This is a genomic window from Streptomyces griseochromogenes, assembly GCF_001542625.1.
GTDB lineage: Bacteria > Actinomycetota > Actinomycetes > Streptomycetales > Streptomycetaceae > Streptomyces > Streptomyces griseochromogenes.
This window is the reverse complement of the sequence record NZ_CP016279.1, coordinates 9,463,912-9,480,171: the sequence shown is the minus strand read 5'-3', so window position 1 is coordinate 9,480,171 and position 16,260 is coordinate 9,463,912. Positions and strand designations below refer to the sequence as shown.

Sequence of the window (16,260 nt, the reverse complement as noted above, 5' to 3'; positions counted from 1 at the left end):
CGGTGAGCACTCCCTCGGCGGCCTCGCCCCCGCTGGTGCTCGCGCTGCCGGCGCTGCGCCGGCCCGGCTCCGTCCTTTCGGTCCTGCCCGTCCTGCCCGTGCTGGCGGTCGTCGTCCTGCTCGGGCTTCCGGTCGCACCGGACCGCAGCGTCACACCCGCTGACGCGGCCTCGGGCCTTGTCGTGCTGTGGGCCCTCGTACACACCGTGCGGCAGGCGCGACGGCCGCTGACGCGAACGGCCGCGGTCGTGCTCGGGCTGCCCGTGGTGGGCATCGCGGTCGCCGCGGGCGGGGCCGTGACGCCCGGTGACGCCCTCACCGGACTGGCCCGCTATCTGCAGGTGTTCGTGCTCGTCCCGATCGCGGTGGTGCTGCTGGTGCGGGACCGGCGCGACGCCCGCCTGCTGCTCTGGTCGCTGGTCGGGCTCGGGCTGTGGCAGGGCGCGGTCGGGGTGCGCCAGTACCTCACCGCAACCGGGGCCTCGTACCAGGGCGCCTACATCCGGGCGGTGGGCACCTTCGGGCCGGCCGACGTGATGGGGATGGCGACGGTCGTCGCGTTCGCACTGGTGGTGGCGACGGGTCTGGCCCTCGGGGCGCCCACGCGGCGGCAGCGGGTGGCGGCGGCCGGGTGCGCGCTGGCGCTGTTCATGCCGCTCGCGGTGTCCTTCAGCCGCGGTGCGTGGATCGCCACGGCCGTCACCTGCGGGGCGCAGCTGCTGCTGGCCGGGGTGCGGCGGGCGGCGAAGGTGTTCGCGGCGGCGGCCGCGGCCTCGGTGGTGCTGGTGGGCGGGCTCGGCGTCGGCTCCGCGATGCTGCAGGAGCGGCTGACCAGCATCACCCAGGTCGCGGCCGCACCGGATCAGTCGGTCGTCGACCGCTACAGCCTGTGGGCGGCGGCCACCGACATGTGGCTGGGGCACCCGGTGACCGGCGTCGGACTGAAGGCCTTCCCCGAACACCGGGACGGGCACGCCTCGCTCGCGCTGTCCTCGGGCAGCGACATCGAGGGAGCGGGCCAGGTCTTCCGGCGCGAGGCTCTGCTCTCGCCGCACAACATGTATCTGCTGGTCCTCAGCGAACAGGGGCTGCTGGGCGTGCTCACGGTGGCGGGCAGCTGGCTGGCGCTGCTGGTCTGCGCACTGCGGCGGCTGCGGCCGGAGGGGCGTGCCCGGGACTGCGCCGTCGCGGCCTGCGGGCTGCTGGTGTGGCAGCTCGTGGACTTCCTCTACGCCGACATCGGCGGACCCTCCACCGCCTTGACGGCCGTGTGCTTCGGCCTCGGCGCCTGGTGGGCACTGGCAGGTGACGCGGCGACGGCCACCGCCGCCCGGGCGGACGCCCGATGAGGCTCACATCCGCCACGGCCGGGAACACATCCGATCAGGCGGCCGGCGCGGACGGCCCCCGCCCGGTCGACGGCCGCTCCGGCCCGGCGGAATCCGACCGGACGGCCGCCCCCTCGGGCGGCTTCCTCGCGCGGGCGACGTTTCTCTCCGCCCTGCTGTCCGTGGCCGGATCGCTGCTCGGACTCGGACGGGACCAGGCGCTCGCGCGTCTCTTCGGTGCCGGCGCGGGCACCGACGCGTTCCTCGTGGCCTGGACCCTGCCGGAAATCGCATCGACCCTGCTGATCGAGGACGGGATGGCGTTCGTGCTCGTGCCCGCGTTCAGTGTGGCGCTGGCGCGGCGGGCGGCCGGGAGCGCCGCCCCCGACCCGGTGCGCGCGCTGGTCGCCGCCTCGCTGCCGCGGCTGTGCCTCGTCTTCGCCGCCCTGGCCGCCGTCTTCGCGGCCGGGGCGCCGGTGCTGGTCGGCGTCCTCGCGCCCGGCCTGCCCGACCCGTCCCTCGCCGTGGCCTGCACCCGGCTGACCGCGACCTGCGTGCTGAGCTTCGGTCTTGCCGGGTACTGCAGCGCCGCGCTGCGGGCCCACCGCTCCTATCTCGCCCCGGGGGCGATCTACGTCGCGTACAACACCGCGATCATCGCGGCGATGCTCGTCCTCAGCCGGCACTGGGGCGTGCGGTCCGCGGCCCTCGGTGTCGCCCTCGGCGGGTGCCTCATGGTCGCCATGCAGGCGCCGTCCCTCTGGCGCCGGCTCGCCGAGCGGCCCGTGAGACCCGCCGCCGCGGGCGACGGGGACGCCGAGCGGCGGCTCACGCTCGCCCTCGTCTCCGCGGTCCTGCTCTTCGCCCTGTGCCGCCAGTCGCAGGTGCTCATCGAGCGCCACTTCGCCTCCGAGCTGCCCGCAGGCGCCATCTCGCACCTCAACTACGCGCAGAAGATCGGCCAGTTGCCCATGTCCCTGGCGCTGATGCTGTGCGTCGTCACCTTCCCCGTGCTGGCGCAGGCCATCGCCCGGGGCGACACGCGGCGGGCCCGGGACCGTATCGAGCGGGATCTGGTGATGGTGACCGGCATCGCGCTGCTCGGCGGCGCCGCGATCACCGCGTGCGCCCCGCAGATCGTCCAGCTCCTCTTCCAGCGCGGCGCCTTCACGGCCGAGGACACCGCGGCGACCGCCGCCGTCCTGCGGGTGTACACGCTCGGGCTGCTCGGCCACACGCTGGTGGGCGCGCTGGCGCGGTCGTACTTCTCCGAGGGCCGCACCACCTGGTACCCCACGGGTGTGATGGCCGTGGGCATGGTCACCACCGCCGTGCTCGGTGCCTGGGCCGTGGGGCCCTGGGGCGCGTGCGGCATCGCCGCGGCCAACTCGGTCGGCATCACCCTCAGCGCGCTGCTCCTGCTGCGCGGGCTGGGCCGGGGAGGCGTCGCCGTCCGCGTCCGCCGCATCGTCGCCGAACTGGCCAAGCCGGTGGGCGCGGCCGTGGGCGCCGCCGGAGCCGGCTTCGTCTGCGTCCAGCCGTTCGGCTCGCCGCCGGCCGCCGTCACCGCGGGCTGCCTCGGTGTCACCGTCGCCTACCTGCTGCTGGCCTGGGTCCTCGACGCGGCGGGCGCCCGGTCGCTGGCCCCCTTCGCCTTCCTCACCCTCCGACGCTCCCTCACACGAAGGCATAGCCATGGCCGTTGACACCTCCGAACCTCCCGCTGCGGCCGTCCGGGACCGCGAACCGGTCGTACGGGAAAGACCCCGGCGGGGCCCCGCCGCCTGGGTGGCCATGTACCACTCCGTCTCGGACTGCGCGGAGGATCCGTTCAACATCACCATCTCCGCCGCCCGCCTCGACCGTCAGCTCGCCTGGCTGCGGGGCCGTGGCCTGCGCGGGGTCAGTGTGCGCGAACTGCTCGCCGCCCGGGCCCGGGGGGAGGAGCGCGGGCTGGTCGGGCTCACCTTCGACGACGGGTACGCCGACTTCCTCACCAGCGCGCTGCCGGTGCTGCGCCGCCATCGATGCGGTGCCACCGTGTTCCCGGTGGTCGGGCGGCTCGGCGGGGAGAACGACTGGGAGGTGTCCGGCCCGCGCAAGCGGCTGCTCGGCGTCGACGACATCCGCCGGCTCGCGGCCGCCGGCGTCGAGGTCGGCTCGCACAGCCTGACGCACCTGGACCTCAGCCGGGTCCCGGACGACGTGCTGCACGCCGAGGTCCACGGCAGCCACGCCCTGCTGGCCGAGATCACCGGCCAGGAGATCCAGGGCTTCTGCTACCCGTACGGCACGCTCGACGCGCGGGTCAGAACCGCCGTGCGCGCCGCCGGATACCGCTACGCCTGCGCCATCGCACCCGGCACCGGGAACACCGGCGATCTGGCGCTGCCCCGCATCCACATCGGGCAGGCCGACACCGCGCCGCGCCTGGAGATGAAGCGGCGGCTGGCTCATTTCTGGGGACGCACCGTGGAGGCATCATGAGAGTGCTGCACATCATCACCGGTCTCGGCGTGGGAGGAGCCGAGCAGCAACTGCGCCTGCTGGTACGCCATCTGCCCGCGCAGTGCGACGTGATCACCCTGACCGATCCCGGCCAGGTCGCCGAGGGCCTGGCGGCCGACGGCGTCCGTGTCACCCACGTCCCCATGCGCGGCAACCGGGACGTCGCCGCCCTGTTCCGCCTGACCGGGCAGATCCGCGCCGGCCGCTACGACCTGGTGCACACCCATCTGTACCGGGCCTGCGTGTACGGCCGGATCGCCGCGCGTCTCGCCGGTGTCCGGGCCGTGGTGGCCACCGAGCACTCGCTGTGCGCGACGCGGCTGGAGGGCAGGACCCTCAACGCGGGCATCCGGGCCCTGTACCTGGCCACCGAACGCCTCGGCCGGGTCACGGTCGCCGTCTCCCCGACCGTCGCCGCTCTGCTGCGCCGCTGGGGCGTGCCCGACGGACGTATCCACGTCGTACCGAACGGCCTGGACGCCGACCGCTTCCGGTTCGACGAGGTGAGCCGCAAGGAGGCCCGGGCCTTCTACGGACTGCCCGAGGACGCGTACGTCGTGGGCGGCATCGGCCGTCTCGTCCCGGCCAAGCGCTTCGACGTGGTCGTGCGCGCGGTGGCCCGGATGCCCGGCGACACACGGCTGCTGCTGGCCGGTTCCGGGCCCGAGGAGGAGGCACTGCGGCGCACCGTGCGGGAGCTGGGGATCGCGGACCGGGTGGTCCTGGCGGGCGACCTCCCCTACCTGCCGGATCCGCGCGGCGACGCGCCCGACATGGCCACCCTGCTGTCCGCGATGGACGTGCTCGCCGCGCCCGGCACGGACGAGACGTTCGGCCTGGCCGTGCTGGAGGCGCTCGCGGCCGGGCTCCCCGTGCTGTACACGACCGCCCCCGCCCTCGAGGACCTGCCCCCGCACACGGCTCCGGGCGCCCGGCGTCTGACGGGAGGTGCCGAGGAGTTCGCGCGGGAACTGCTGCGGCTGCGTGCGGCGGGACCCGGCGAACGCGCCGTCCCGGACGTCGTACGGCACTACGGCATCGAGCGCACCTCCCGGCAGCTGATGGACGTGTACACGGCCGTCCTGTCCGGCACGACCTGGAAATGAGTCCCTGATGACCGACACCCCCACCCAGCCCGTGCGGCTGACCCGGCGCCTGCTCGCGACCGCTGCACGGCTGCTCGTGCGATGGCTGATCCCGGTCGGCGTGCTGCTCGGCGCCGCGGCCGGAGGCACATACGGAGAGATGAGGCCACCGCAGTACACGGCCTCCAGCTACGTCATCGCCGTACCGGCCGAGAAATCGAAGACCGACCCCGCGGCGGCCCTGGGCTTCGCGCAGGCGTACGGCCGTGTCGTGAACCAGCTCGCCGTGCTGGGGCAGGCCCAGGTGCGGGCGGGTGTACCGGTCCAGCTGCTGCGCAGGAGCGTGCGGGCCGCGACCTCGCCCGACGCGCCGATGATCGCGATCACGGCGACCTCCGAACGCCCCGCCCGGGCCGCCGACATCGCCAACGCGGTGTCCGGCGCGGTGACCGCGCAGGCCAAGAAGACCAAGAAGGCCACCGGTATCACGCTGGTGCGCCTGTCCGCCGCGCTCACCCCCACCGAGCCGTCGTCCGCGTCCCCGGCGCTGACCACGCTCGTGGGGGCGAGCGCCGGAGGGCTGCTGGGCGGTCTCGCGCTGCTGGTCCGGCCCCGGCGGGCGACGGAGGACGGCGACCCGGGGCGGGCGCAGCTGCCCGGCCCGGCTCCCGCCGCCGAGGCCCAGGGGGTGCGGTGACGGCCGCGTCCGTTCGCGCGCTGTCGGTGGAGGTGTGCACCGACGAGCGCGCGTTCGCCGAGCTGGCCGGGGAGTGGGGGCGCCTGTACGGAGCCTGCCGGTCGGTGACACCGTTCCAGAGCCACGCCTGGCTGCATTCGTGGTGGCTGTCGTACGGGACGGAGGGCGGGCTCCGGCTCGTCCTGGTACGGCGGCACGGTGAACTGGTGGCCGTCGCACCGCTGATGCGGGTGCGCCGCCCGTGGCCCGCGCTGGTGCCGATCGGCGGCGCCATCTCCGACTTCTGCGATGTGCTCCTCGACGAGACGGCGGCCGCCCAGGGCGCCCTGGCGCTCGCGGACGCCCTGGCCGAACTGGCCGGCACCGCTCTGATCGACTTCCGTGAGGTGCGGCCGGGCGGCGCGGTGGAGCGGGTCTACCTCTGCTGGCGCGGTCCGCGGCACCGGGTGTCCGACTCCGCGTGCCTGGAGCTGCCCGCCCTACCCATGGACCAGCTGATCCGCCGGCTGCCGTCGGCGCGCGCCCAGCGGATCCGCAACAAGGTGAACAAGCTGACCCGGCTCGGCGTCGAATGGCGCCTCGTCGGTCACGACGAGACCGAGGACGCGCTGCGCCGTCTGCTGGAGCTGCACCGGCTGCAGTGGGAGGGCCGGAAGGTGTCGCCGGAGCACCTGCGGCCGCGCTTCCTGGAGCACCTGGTCCGTTCGGCGGGCCCGATGGTCCGCTCCGGCGAGGCGGTCGTACGGGAGTTCACGCTCGACGGAGCGGTCGTCGGGGTCGAACTGACGCTGGTGTCACGGAACTTGGCGGGCATCTATCTGTACGGCGTCGACCCGCGGCTGCGCGAGCGCAGGGCGGACGTGGCGACGATGCTGCTGCGCGCCTCCACCGAGCATCTCGTGGCCGAGGGCGCGAGCGACGTCCTGAGCCTGTTGCGCGGCAAGGAGCCGTACAAGTACCGCTGGGATCCGCGGACGGTCGTCAACCAGCGCTTCCTGCTGGCCCGTCGCCGCACCGCGCCGCTGCTCGCGGCCGCCGCCGGCGAGGCCGCGGCGCGCGGCTGGGCCAAGAAGGTCCTGCGCCGCGACGCCACCGCCGGATCCCCGCCAGTCCGCCCGGCGCTGCCGCCGCCCGGGCCGGGAGTGAGCGCCCCGCCGGCCGGGTGCTCCGTCTAGCGGGGGAGTTCGGGCCGATTGCACGGGCAGTGGGACGACGGGGCGGGCGTCGGACGCGGCGTCGGTGTCGGCGCCGGATTCGGTGTCGGACGCGGCGTGGGGGGAGCCGTGGGCGCGGGCGGGGCGGAGCCCGGCGGAACCGATGCCGGGTCCGGCCCACGCCGACCGGACAGCGCCGCGCGGAAGAGGGCGGACGCCCGCGGATTGGTGGAGCACAGCCACACGCCGTGCGGGCAGTAGTCGGTGACCGACTCGTACAACGGCTTGTGTTCGTCCATCCACGCGAGCATCCGCAGCATGTACGGAACGCTGTCGCCGTTGCGGTACAGCCCCCATTCGGGATACGAGATCGGCTTGCGGTGGGCCTTCGCGAAGTCGACGTGGTATTGCAGGCCGTAGGGCTCGGACACCTGCCTGTCGAAGGTGATCCCGCGCGGCTGGTCGTAGGAGTCCATGCCGATGATGTCGACGACGTCGTCACCGGGGTAGCACCGCGGCCATGAGACCGCGTCCGCGCCCCGGTTCGGGGCGAAGTCGAACCTGAACTCCTGTCCCGGCACCGCGCGCATGACGCTGACGATGCGCCGCCAGTACGTCTGCCAGTCCTGTGGATCGGGGCCGCAGCGGTGGGTGTACGTGATGCCGTTCATCTCCCAGCCGAGCACGAGGACCGTGTCCGGCACCCCCAGTTCGACGAGCCGCTGGGCCAGGGCCCGGAAGTGCTCGTCGAACTCGCCGGCCGCGGCGCGGCGCAGCAGCCGGCGGACCTCCGCGTCGGGCAGGCGTCCCTCGTTGCGCTCCATCATCGGCACGTTGAGCACGAGGAGCCGGTCGGCCTTGGCCCGCCGCCAGCCGGCCCAGCTGTCGAGGAAGCCCGGCGCCCCCTCGATGTTGCTCCACCGGTCACCCGGCAGATACGTACGCCCCACGCGTACCTCGGAGCCGTCGAGCCAGTTGCTGAGCCCCTTCATGAGCTCCACCCCGAGGGGCCCGTAGTTGAGGTACGCCCCGAGCGCGGGCGAGTTCGCCGTCGTTCCGGGGGAGGGGGGCGCCCCGTTGCCCGGGCATGCCGAAGGGCCGGGGCCGGCCGGCCCCGGGCAGCGCTGTGCGCCCCGGTTCCCTGTGGCGTCGGCCTTCAGGACCGGGCTTACGACGACGGCCGCCGACACCACCACCCCGGCGGCGGCGAACGCCAGTCGTCCGAGGGCGGACCGACGACACCCAGTCGACATTCCGACTCCTTTGGCGCGGCTATGCCTTACGGCTCAGGCATAGCCATATATACGCTCATTGCACCAAACGAGTCGGGCGGCTCGACGCCGATCGTCCGCAAGGATGATCGGAAAAGAAGCCGACGGGTGCCGGGCGCGAGGCGTCCGGCACCCCATGCGCTACCGGCGGGAGGCGGCCCGGCCCCGCCGGAACAGCAGGGTTCCGGCGGTCAGCAGCACTCCGCTCGCGGCCGTGGCGCCGAGGATGTCCGCGGCGCCGGTGTGGGCCATCTCCGGAGGCGTGGACACCATGGGGGCCGGCTTCTCGGGCGGTGTCTTCGCGGGCGGTGCCTTCGGCGTGACGGGCGTCGGCGTCGAAGAGGCCGGCGGGGTCACCTTCGGAGGATTCGACCAGGTCGGCGGCTTGCTGGGGGTGGGAGTGGGGGTGGGCGGCTCGTCCTCGCCGTAGCACGGGCAGGAGGACTGGGGCGGCTTCTGCGTGGGGGTGGGCGTGGGGGTGGCCGGGGTGTCGGTGTTCGGCGCCGCCCGGTGCGCCTTCTTCGCGACACCTTGTGCGAGCGCGGAGCTGGAGGCCGAGGCGCCGCCCTCTCCGAGCCCGGGCTGAAAGGCGTCCGGCTCGTCCATGGTGTCCCACGGGCCCATGTCGCCCGCCGTCAGGGCAGGTGAGTCCGCCGTCGCGAGCGAACCGGAGTCCGCGGACGCCCATGTGCCGGACAGGGACAGGGCGGTTGTCGCGGCTGCGGCCACGATCAATCCCTTGCTCAGGGTCTGTCGCACTCTCGTTGTCTTTCTCTCAGGGGGGACGGGAAGCCGGCCCCGGAGCCGGATGAAGGGGAAGCCGCTCCAGGGCCATCTCGTCGATCACCGGGTTCCGCGGGGTCGTCGCGGGGACCGTGATGCCGCACGTTCACACGCGCCACGACCAGCAGACTGTGAACGAGATGTGGATGTCCGAAGTAACCAGGAAGCATGAAATACTCGGAAATTCACCCGATCGCCCGCCCTTGCCCGACGGGTCACCCGTCGCCGTACAGCGCCGCGATCCGCTCCGCGTACGCGGTCGTCACCGCGTGCCGCTTGACCTTCAGGGACGGGGTGAGCAGCCCGTTCTCCTCGCTGAACTCGCCCTCGACCAGCGCGAAGGCGCGGATCGACTCGGCGCGGGAGACGGCCTCGTTGGCGTAGTCCACGGCCCGCTGCACCTCGGCGCGGATCCGCGGGTCCCGGACGACCTCCGACATCGGTGTGTCCGGGGGCAGTTCACCGGCCGACAGTCGGTGGGCGACCGCCTCGGGGTCGAGGGTGACGAGGGCGGCGACGAAGGGGCGCCGGTCGCCGACCACGACGCACTGGCCGATCAGCGGGCGGCTGCGCAGCCGGTCCTCCAGGACGGCCGGGGAGACGTTCTTGCCGCCCGAGGTGACGAGGATGTCCTTCTTGCGGCCGGTGATGGTGAGACAGCCGTCCTGGTCCAGCGAGCCCAGGTCGCCGGTGGCGAACCAGCCGTCGGTGAGCACCGCCTCCGTGGCCGCCGGGTTGTTCCAGTACGATCCGAAGACCACCCCGCCCTCGATGAGCACCTCCCCGTCGTCGGCGATGCGTACCGCGGTGCCGGGGACCGGGAGACCGACCGTGCCGGGACGCGGGTTCAGCGGCGGCACGATGGTGGCGGCGGCGGAGGTCTCGGTCAGGCCGTAGCCCTCGAAGACGAGGATGCCGGCCGCCTGGAAGAAGAGGCTGAGATCGCGGTCGAGCGGCGAGCCGCCGCTGATGGCATAGTGCACCCGGCCGCCGAGTTCCTTGCGGATGCGCCGGTAGACCAGCAGGTCGTACAGCGCCCAGGCGGCGTACAGGCCGATACCCGGGCCCTTGCCCGTGCCGAGGAACTTGTCCAGGTACGCCTCCGCGAAGCGCACCCCGACACGGTCGGCGCGGTCGAAGGACGCGCCCCGGCCGATCCGCTCGGCGGTGGCGCGCCCGGCGTCGTGGATCTTCTCGAAGAGGTACGGCACGCCTGCCAGGAAGGTGGGCCGGAACTCCTTGAGCATCGGGCGCAGTTCGTCCGGCCTGATGCTCGGGCAGTGGCCCAGCTCGATCCGCGCCAGCAGACAGGCGATCTGCACCGTGCGGCCCAGGATGTGGGCGAGCGGCAGGAAGAGGAGGGTGGCGGCCGCCTGGCCGGTGGCCGCCTTGAAGATCGGGTGGAGCAGCTCGACCGTGTTGGCCGCCTCGGCGTGGAGATTGGCGTGGGTGAGCACACAGCCCTTGGGCCGTCCGGTGGTGCCGGAGGTGTAGCAGAGGGTGGCCACCGTATCGGGCGCGAGGGCCGTACGGCGCTTGGTTACCTCCTCGTCGGGCACGTCCCGGCCGAGGGCGGCCAGTTCGGGCAGCGCTCCGGCGTCGAGCCGCCACACGCGCGGGGGTTCGGGGTGGCGGGCGGTGCCGGTGGCGACCGTCCCGGCGTTCTCGTCGGTCTCCACCATGACGAAACGGGCGCCGGAGTCGCGGACGATCCACTCCACCTGCTCGGCGGAGGAGGTGGCGTAGACCGGGACACTCTGGCCGCCGGCGGCCCAGATCGCGAAGTCCAGGACCGTCCACTCGTAGCGGGTGCGGGACATCAGGGCGACCCGGCCTCCTGGTTCGAGGCCGGCGGCGATCAGTCCCTTGGCGACGGCGGTGACCTCGCGGGCGAAGTCCGCGGCCGTCACCGGGCGCCAGGCGCCGTTCTCCCTGCGGCGCAGGACCACGGCGCCGGGGGCCTCCCGGGCGTTGGTGAACGGGATGTCGGCAGTGCTGCCGCGGGTGCTCCGGGGTGCCAGGGGAGCCACGCGGACCTCGCGCACCGTGCCGTCGTCGTCCCTGATCCGCTCGATTCGCGTACGCGCCGCCAGGTCGGTGCGCCGCCGCGCCCGTCTCAGATCCCTGCGTACGCCCATGACGGCTCCCGGTCGCGGCTCGGCTGACCTGCTGTGTGTACGCACCCACGTGGAAGTGCCGCGGAGTCAACTTACTCACGCGTAAGAAATGGTCAATGGGTCCGGCAAAGGCGTGAACGGCGCCGTCCCGCCGGCCCGAGGGGCGGCCGGCCGGCGTTGCCCCGAATGGGCGGGCGGATCACCGGGTCCCCCCGGATGGCCGTGACGGCTCGTCTGACCAGGGGTGTTCCGGCGATCCTGACGGGCTGTCGGGCACCTTGTGCGGCGGACCGGTTGCAGACGGTGGTGGGCGATTTCACGGTGGGCACAAGATCCGACGCACCATCGAAAGGAACCCGTCATGGGTGGTTTGTCCGTCCGGCGCATCGCGTCCACCGCGCTTTGCGCCGGCCTCCTGGCCGGAGTCACCGGCCCGGCCGCCGTCGCGGCCGACTCCGGCCAGGAGCGCGTCCAGGCGGCGTCCCACGCGCCCGTCCCCGGCGCGGACGCGCTTCTCAAACAGGTCACGAGCCTCGGCAACCTCGGCACCGTCCTCACCCCGGTCACCAACCTGCTCAACGCGGTGCTCAAGGCCGACAACGGCCAGCTCCCCGCCGACCAGGCCGCCCAGCTCGTCCAGGCCGCCAAGGACGCCATCGCCAAGGTGTCCGGCGCCGCGCCCGCCACGGCGGAGGCCACCCAGACGCCGGGCGTCAAGGTACGGGCCGACCTCACGAGCGACGCGCTCGCCGCGCTCATCAAGGCGCTGGACGCCCTCCTGAAGGCCGTCACCTCCGGTGACGCGAGCCAGGTCGTCCCGGCGGTGAACGGCGTGCTGACCGGCCTCGTCAACTACCTCGCCGCCCTGCTGCTCTCCGGCGGTCTGCCCGCCCCCAACCTGCCCGGGCTGCCGTCCCTGCCGCTACCGCCGCTGCCCGTCCCGGCCTCCTAGCCGCCGCGGCCACGCCGGCACCGCCGCTCCGCCACCGCTGACGCTGTGTTCGAGGGACGTCGCGGGGTTGTCCCTCGATCGTGTGGAGCCTGGGCCGCCCTCGCCCGGACGGGTGAGCGGGCACCGGGCCGTACCGCCGGGCCTCGATAGGGTCGCGCGGTGACCTCAACCCGCGGCGAAACGCTCCCCCTTTGCCCCGCGTGCCCGGGCGACGGCCTGCCCCTCGGCCGCGTCGACGGCACCGCCGAGCCCGGCCAGTGGGCCTGCGGCCCGTGCGCGTGACGTCGGCGGAGCCGGCGCACCGGACCGCGGGCGGCGGCGGCCTCGCACTGCTCCTGGTCCTCACCGGCGCGGCCGGGCTGCTGGCCTCCTGGGTCATCACTCTCGACAAGTTCAAGCTGCTGGAGAACCCGCACTTCACGCCCGGATGCAGCCTGAACCCGGTGGTGTCCTGCGGCAGCGTCATGAAGAGCGCGCAGGCCGCGGTGTTCGGATTCCCCAATCCGATGCTGGGCCTGGTGGCCTACGGCGTCGTGATCTGCGTCGGCATGAGCCTGCTGGCCGGCGCCGCGTTCCCCCGCTGGTACTGGCTCACCTTCGACGCGGGCTGTGTGTTCGGCATCGGGTTCGTGTCGTGGCTGCAGTTCGAGTCGCTGTACCGGATCAACGCGCTGTGCCTGTGGTGCTGCCTCGCCTGGGTCGCCACGATCGTGCTGTTCTGGTACGTGACGTCGTTCGCCGTACAGCACCGGTTCCTGCCCGCGCCGGCCGGGCTGCGGACGTTCTTCGCCGAGTTCACCTGGGTGTTGCCCCTGCTGCACACCGGAGTCGTCGGCATGCTGATCCTGACCCGCTGGTGGGACTTCTGGACCAGATGATCACCCGGCGGTCCCGCGGCAGGCGTCGCTCCGGTGCTCCCGGCGGTCGCGTGCCGTGGCTCTGTCACCGGTCCGGCCGCACGTCGGTGACCGGGAGGGCCGTCGGGTGGTTACCGCTTCGGAGAACCGAACCGGACGAGGAGAAAACGATGGTCCAAGGCATCGGCCGAGTGCCGATGAGCGGGCAGCGCGGGACACCGGGGGCGGGCGGAACACGGCGGGACGCGACGCGGAGGCTGCTCTTCTCGGCCGTCGCCGTGGCGCTCGCCCCCGTGGCCGCGGCCTGTCAGCGGCCCCCGCGTTCCCAGGACGACGGCCGGCAGGCCGCCGCCTTCGACGAGACCTACCGCGGCCGCCACATCCACGGCGTCCAGGTCCCCGCGGCGACGGAGGTCCCCCCGCTCGATCGAAGCCGAGAGCGGGGGAGGGCCGCCGGCCGGTGGGAGGTCACGGTCGACGGCCGCCCGCTGCACCTGATGCGCCGCGCCGACGGCACCTGGCTGAGCATGGTCGACCACTACCGCTCGTACCCGACCCCGCTCGAAGCGGCCCGCGCGGCGGTCGACGAGCTGAGCCCCGGAGAGCAGCTGCGCGACCTGGCACCGGGGCCGATGGGCGGAGGGCCGATGCAGACGGGTGGCGAGCATGGCGTACACGCGTAAGGACGTGAGCACCCTGACCAGCACCGAGCGACGGCGGCTCGTGGGTGCCCTGCTGGAGATCAAACGGCGCGGTGAGTACGACGAGTTCGTACGGATGCACATCGCGTACAACACCCCCGACGGCGAACACGGGCTGCGCGCCGCCCACATGACGCCCTCCTTCCTGCCCTGGCACCGCAAGTTCCTGCTGGAACTGGAGCGCGCGCTGCGCCGGGTGGACCCATCGGTGACGGTGCCGTACTGGGACTGGACCCGCGATCGCACGACCGCCTCCGTGCCGTGGCTGGACGATCTGCTCGGCGGCAACGGACGGCGCTCGGACCGGCAGGTGACGACCGGCCCGTTCGCCTACCGGGCGGGCCACTGGAAGATCAACGAGGGTGTGACCGACGGGCATTACCTCACCCGCGACCTCGGCCGCGCCCGCGCCCCGATCGAGCTGCCGACCGCCCGCGATGTGGAGTCGGCGCTGGCCGACCCGGTCTACGACACGGCGCCCTGGGACTCGACGGTCACCCGGGGGTTCCGCAACAAGCTGGAGGGCTGGGGGGCGGGCCGGGGCAGCGTCTCCTGGCACAACCACAACCGGGTGCACCGCTGGGTCGGCGGCATGATGCTCGGCGGCGGCGCCGCCAACGACCCCGTCTTCTGGCTGCACCACTCCTTCGTCGACCTGCAGTGGACCCGCTGGCAGCAGCGGCACCCCGAACACCGCTACCTCCCGGCCGAGCCGCCCGGAGCCCACGACGCCGAGCACCACAGGATCGTGGCCCGGCACGAGAGGCTGCCGCCGTGGGACGTGACGCCGGACCAGCTGGAGGACCTGAGTGAGATCTACCAGTACGTGTGAGGCCGGGGCGAGGAGCTCCGGCCGGTCACGGCGATGGTGGCCCTATCACCCCTATTGAACGGGGAATTCGGCGACCGCTTCACCGGTGCGCGCGGCGAACTCCCGGCCACGCCGCCCGACTTCGCCACCGCCGCCACACCGCGCGAACCGGTGCCCTGCCGTGCTCGACCACGTGAGTGCCGGTTCCCGGACCCAACGGCGGCGGAGGCACCGGGAAGTTGCCGCCGGCCGATCGCTTCGCCGTTCGAGACATCACGCGTTCCGCTGAAAAGCCGGCGACACGGCGGCGACCGCGCGCTCGCACGGCACCCCTTTGACCGATTCTGTGCCTTCTGCGAACGGAGACGCCCGTGCGAATTTCTGACATCCAGCGCTGCGAGGTCCGGCCCGGACAGCTCGTCGAGTGGACGTTCAGCCCGGCGACCGTCGCGGCGGCGACAGCGCTGCCGACGGACTCGCGCCCGCCGGCGTACATCCAGGAGGGGCACATCAGAACGGCGCGATCGGTGCGCGAGGACGGCCTGTTCGTGCCGACCTGGGTCGGCGCGGCGTTCGATCTGCCGGGCCGCGCGGAACTGGACGCGCTGGAGGAGGCGCTGCGCGGCTGGACACTGCGGCACGAGACGCTGCGCAGCGGCTTCCGGTGGGCCGGGGACGAGATGCACCGGTTCACCCTCGACGAGGACGATGTGTCGCTGCGCCGCGAGGTGATCGGCGACTTCACCGACGAGGGCGCGCTGGTGCGGTACTTGCAGGACCGATTCGACGTGGCCGCGGACGCGCTCGGCTGGCCGAACCTCATCTACACGGCGGTCGTCCGCGACGACTCCACCAGCGTGTACATGGCCTTCGACCACACCAACGTCGACGCCTACTCCATCCAGCGCATCCCGGACGAGATCCACGAGCTGTACACGGAAGGGCTCGCGGGCCGTGCCGTGGCCCAGACGCCGGTCAGCAGTTATGTGGACTTCTGCGAGCAGGAGCGCGCGAACGCGGACGGCATCGACGACACGCACGCGATCGTCGACTGCTGGCGGGAGTTCATCGGCCGCTGCGACGGCAAGCTCCCGGACTTCCCCGTCGACCTGGGACTGCGCCCCGGCGACGCCCTGCCCGCCCAGAAGCTGATCCGCGAGCCGCTCGTGGACGCGGACGCCGCCGCCGCGTTCGAGGCGTACTGCAGGCCTTACGGCGGCAGTCTGGTCGGCATCCTGGCCGCGACCAGCCTGATCGTCCACGAGATCGGCGGGCAGCCGGTCTACCGCACGGTCGTGCCGTTCCACACCCGGCTGAAGTCCACCTGGGCGGACTCCGTGGGCTGGTACGTCGGCGCCGCTCCGATCGAGGTGTCCGCGGCGCGGGACTTCGACGGGGCACTCGTGGCGGTACGCGCCGAGCTGCAGGCCAACCGGTCATTGGCGCGTATCCCGTTGGCCCGGGTCCTGCGCCTGCTCGGCGCGGACTTCCGCCCGACCTCGCCCGACCTGCACTCGATCGTCTCGTACGTCGACGCCCGCGTCGTCCCGGGCGCGGACCGCTGGTCCGAGCGCAAGGCGTACGGGCTGATGCGGGTGTCGTACGGCGACCAGGTGTGCGCATGGGTCAACCGGCTGCACGAGGGCCTGTGGTTCGCCTGCCGCTACCCGGACACCGACATCGCGTACAAGAACGTGCGGCGCTATCTCGAGGGTCTGCGGAACCTGGTCGTGTCCGTGGCCGCGCGTGAGCGTATCCGGGCCAAGCAGCCGACTTTCTCGTAATATTACGGATCACGGATATCGTCGTTCCGAGCCTCTCGCACAACTCCCCTTTTCTTGCAACGGTGTTGGTGTACCTCGCGCGGGTACTGTCCGCGTCCGCGATACGCGATCTCTCATCACTTGGCCGAAGGTTCGAATTTCGCGCCTTCGCCAAGTGGGCCTGCGCCGCGATGTGTTCGGCTGATCTCCAGGATTCCGCGGATGTGCTCATG

The 16,260-nt window shown here is 72.9% G+C and carries 14 protein-coding genes; 11 read left to right on the top strand and 3 right to left on the bottom strand.

Annotated elements, in window-relative coordinates; genetic code table 11:
- Nucleotides 1-2 precede the first annotated feature (2 nt).
- From AVL59_RS41225 to AVL59_RS50015, 6 genes are read left to right on the top strand one after another with little or no spacing between them, the layout of a single operon-like run.
- Complete coding sequence (locus tag AVL59_RS41225) at nucleotides 3-1,349, top strand: O-antigen ligase family protein (RefSeq protein WP_079147245.1); 1,347 nt, start codon at nucleotides 3-5, stop codon at nucleotides 1,347-1,349.
- Complete coding sequence (murJ, locus tag AVL59_RS41220) at nucleotides 1,346-3,034, top strand: murein biosynthesis integral membrane protein MurJ (RefSeq protein WP_067314691.1); 1,689 nt, start codon at nucleotides 1,346-1,348, stop codon at nucleotides 3,032-3,034. Before AVL59_RS41225 ends, murJ begins: the two co-directional genes overlap by 4 nt.
- Nucleotides 3,024-3,815, top strand: a complete 792-nt coding sequence (locus AVL59_RS41215; protein WP_067314689.1) for a polysaccharide deacetylase family protein — start codon at nucleotides 3,024-3,026, stop codon at nucleotides 3,813-3,815. Before murJ ends, AVL59_RS41215 begins: the two co-directional genes overlap by 11 nt.
- Nucleotides 3,812-4,942, top strand: coding sequence for a glycosyltransferase (locus tag AVL59_RS41210; RefSeq protein ID WP_067314687.1), 1,131 nt, complete (start codon nucleotides 3,812-3,814; stop codon nucleotides 4,940-4,942). The genes AVL59_RS41215 and AVL59_RS41210 overlap by 4 nt, the downstream gene beginning before the upstream one ends.
- Before the next feature lie 7 nt (nucleotides 4,943-4,949).
- The gene (locus tag AVL59_RS51095) at nucleotides 4,950-5,618 is read left to right on the top strand and encodes a YveK family protein (RefSeq protein WP_067314686.1); all 669 of its coding nucleotides are present in this window, start codon (nucleotides 4,950-4,952) and stop codon (nucleotides 5,616-5,618) included.
- Nucleotides 5,615-6,793: a GNAT family N-acetyltransferase gene (locus tag AVL59_RS50015; protein ID WP_099053215.1), complete on the top strand. Its 1,179-nt coding sequence runs from the start codon at nucleotides 5,615-5,617 to the stop codon at nucleotides 6,791-6,793. Before AVL59_RS51095 ends, AVL59_RS50015 begins: the two co-directional genes overlap by 4 nt.
- On the opposite strand, the gene AVL59_RS41195 is transcribed toward AVL59_RS50015, so the two are convergent.
- The 3 genes from AVL59_RS41195 to AVL59_RS41185 all read right to left on the bottom strand — a co-directional run bounded on the left by AVL59_RS41195 (nucleotide 6,790) and on the right by AVL59_RS41185 (nucleotide 10,964).
- A complete protein-coding gene (locus AVL59_RS41195; RefSeq protein WP_067314684.1) occupies nucleotides 6,790-8,025 on the bottom strand; it encodes a glycoside hydrolase family 26 protein in 1,236 nt (411 codons plus the stop codon). The two genes, AVL59_RS50015 and AVL59_RS41195, sit on opposite strands and share 4 nt — an antisense overlap.
- A gap of 159 nt (nucleotides 8,026-8,184) precedes the next feature.
- Nucleotides 8,185-8,772 (bottom strand): hypothetical protein, encoded by a 588-nt coding sequence (locus AVL59_RS53100; protein WP_162494769.1) that lies wholly within the window; start codon nucleotides 8,770-8,772, stop codon nucleotides 8,185-8,187.
- Nucleotides 8,773-9,041: 269 nt separating this feature from the next.
- A complete protein-coding gene (locus tag AVL59_RS41185) occupies nucleotides 9,042-10,964 on the bottom strand; it encodes an AMP-dependent synthetase/ligase (RefSeq protein ID WP_067314681.1) in 1,923 nt (640 codons plus the stop codon).
- A 340-nt stretch (nucleotides 10,965-11,304) separates the two neighbouring features.
- Between AVL59_RS41185 and AVL59_RS41180 the strand changes: the two genes are divergently transcribed.
- From AVL59_RS41180 to AVL59_RS41160, 5 genes are all read left to right on the top strand, one after another.
- Nucleotides 11,305-11,895: a hypothetical protein gene (locus AVL59_RS41180; protein WP_067314679.1), complete on the top strand. Its 591-nt coding sequence runs from the start codon at nucleotides 11,305-11,307 to the stop codon at nucleotides 11,893-11,895.
- Between the two features lie 278 nt (nucleotides 11,896-12,173).
- A complete protein-coding gene (locus AVL59_RS41175; RefSeq protein WP_372450369.1) occupies nucleotides 12,174-12,773 on the top strand; it encodes a vitamin K epoxide reductase family protein in 600 nt (199 codons plus the stop codon).
- A gap of 149 nt (nucleotides 12,774-12,922) precedes the next feature.
- A complete protein-coding gene (locus AVL59_RS41170; RefSeq protein WP_067314677.1) occupies nucleotides 12,923-13,435 on the top strand; it encodes a tyrosinase family oxidase copper chaperone in 513 nt (170 codons plus the stop codon).
- On the top strand, nucleotides 13,419-14,285 hold the full coding sequence (locus AVL59_RS41165) for a tyrosinase family protein (protein ID WP_067314676.1): 867 nt from the start codon (nucleotides 13,419-13,421) through the stop codon (nucleotides 14,283-14,285). Before AVL59_RS41170 ends, AVL59_RS41165 begins: the two co-directional genes overlap by 17 nt.
- A 350-nt stretch (nucleotides 14,286-14,635) precedes the next feature.
- Nucleotides 14,636-16,048 (top strand): condensation domain-containing protein, encoded by a 1,413-nt coding sequence (locus tag AVL59_RS41160; RefSeq protein ID WP_067314674.1) that lies wholly within the window; start codon nucleotides 14,636-14,638, stop codon nucleotides 16,046-16,048.
- Nucleotides 16,049-16,260: the final 212 nt, after the last annotated feature.

Excerpts from the sequence above, each read along its gene's own strand:
- murJ (WP_067314691.1), top strand. The coding sequence starts at position 1,346 with ATGAGGCTCACATCCGCCACGGCCGGGAACACATCCGATCAGGCGGCC.
- AVL59_RS41215 (WP_067314689.1), top strand. The coding sequence starts at position 3,024 with ATGGCCGTTGACACCTCCGAACCTCCCGCTGCGGCCGTCCGGGACCGC.
- AVL59_RS41210 (WP_067314687.1), top strand. The coding sequence starts at position 3,812 with ATGAGAGTGCTGCACATCATCACCGGTCTCGGCGTGGGAGGAGCCGAG.
- AVL59_RS51095 (WP_067314686.1), top strand. The coding sequence starts at position 4,950 with ATGACCGACACCCCCACCCAGCCCGTGCGGCTGACCCGGCGCCTGCTC.
- AVL59_RS41195 (WP_067314684.1), bottom strand. The coding sequence starts at position 8,025 with ATGTCGACTGGGTGTCGTCGGTCCGCCCTCGGACGACTGGCGTTCGCC.
- AVL59_RS41185 (WP_067314681.1), bottom strand. The coding sequence starts at position 10,964 with ATGGGCGTACGCAGGGATCTGAGACGGGCGCGGCGGCGCACCGACCTG.
- AVL59_RS41180 (WP_067314679.1), top strand. The coding sequence starts at position 11,305 with ATGGGTGGTTTGTCCGTCCGGCGCATCGCGTCCACCGCGCTTTGCGCC.
- AVL59_RS41170 (WP_067314677.1), top strand. The coding sequence starts at position 12,923 with ATGGTCCAAGGCATCGGCCGAGTGCCGATGAGCGGGCAGCGCGGGACA.
- AVL59_RS41165 (WP_067314676.1), top strand. The coding sequence starts at position 13,419 with ATGGCGTACACGCGTAAGGACGTGAGCACCCTGACCAGCACCGAGCGA.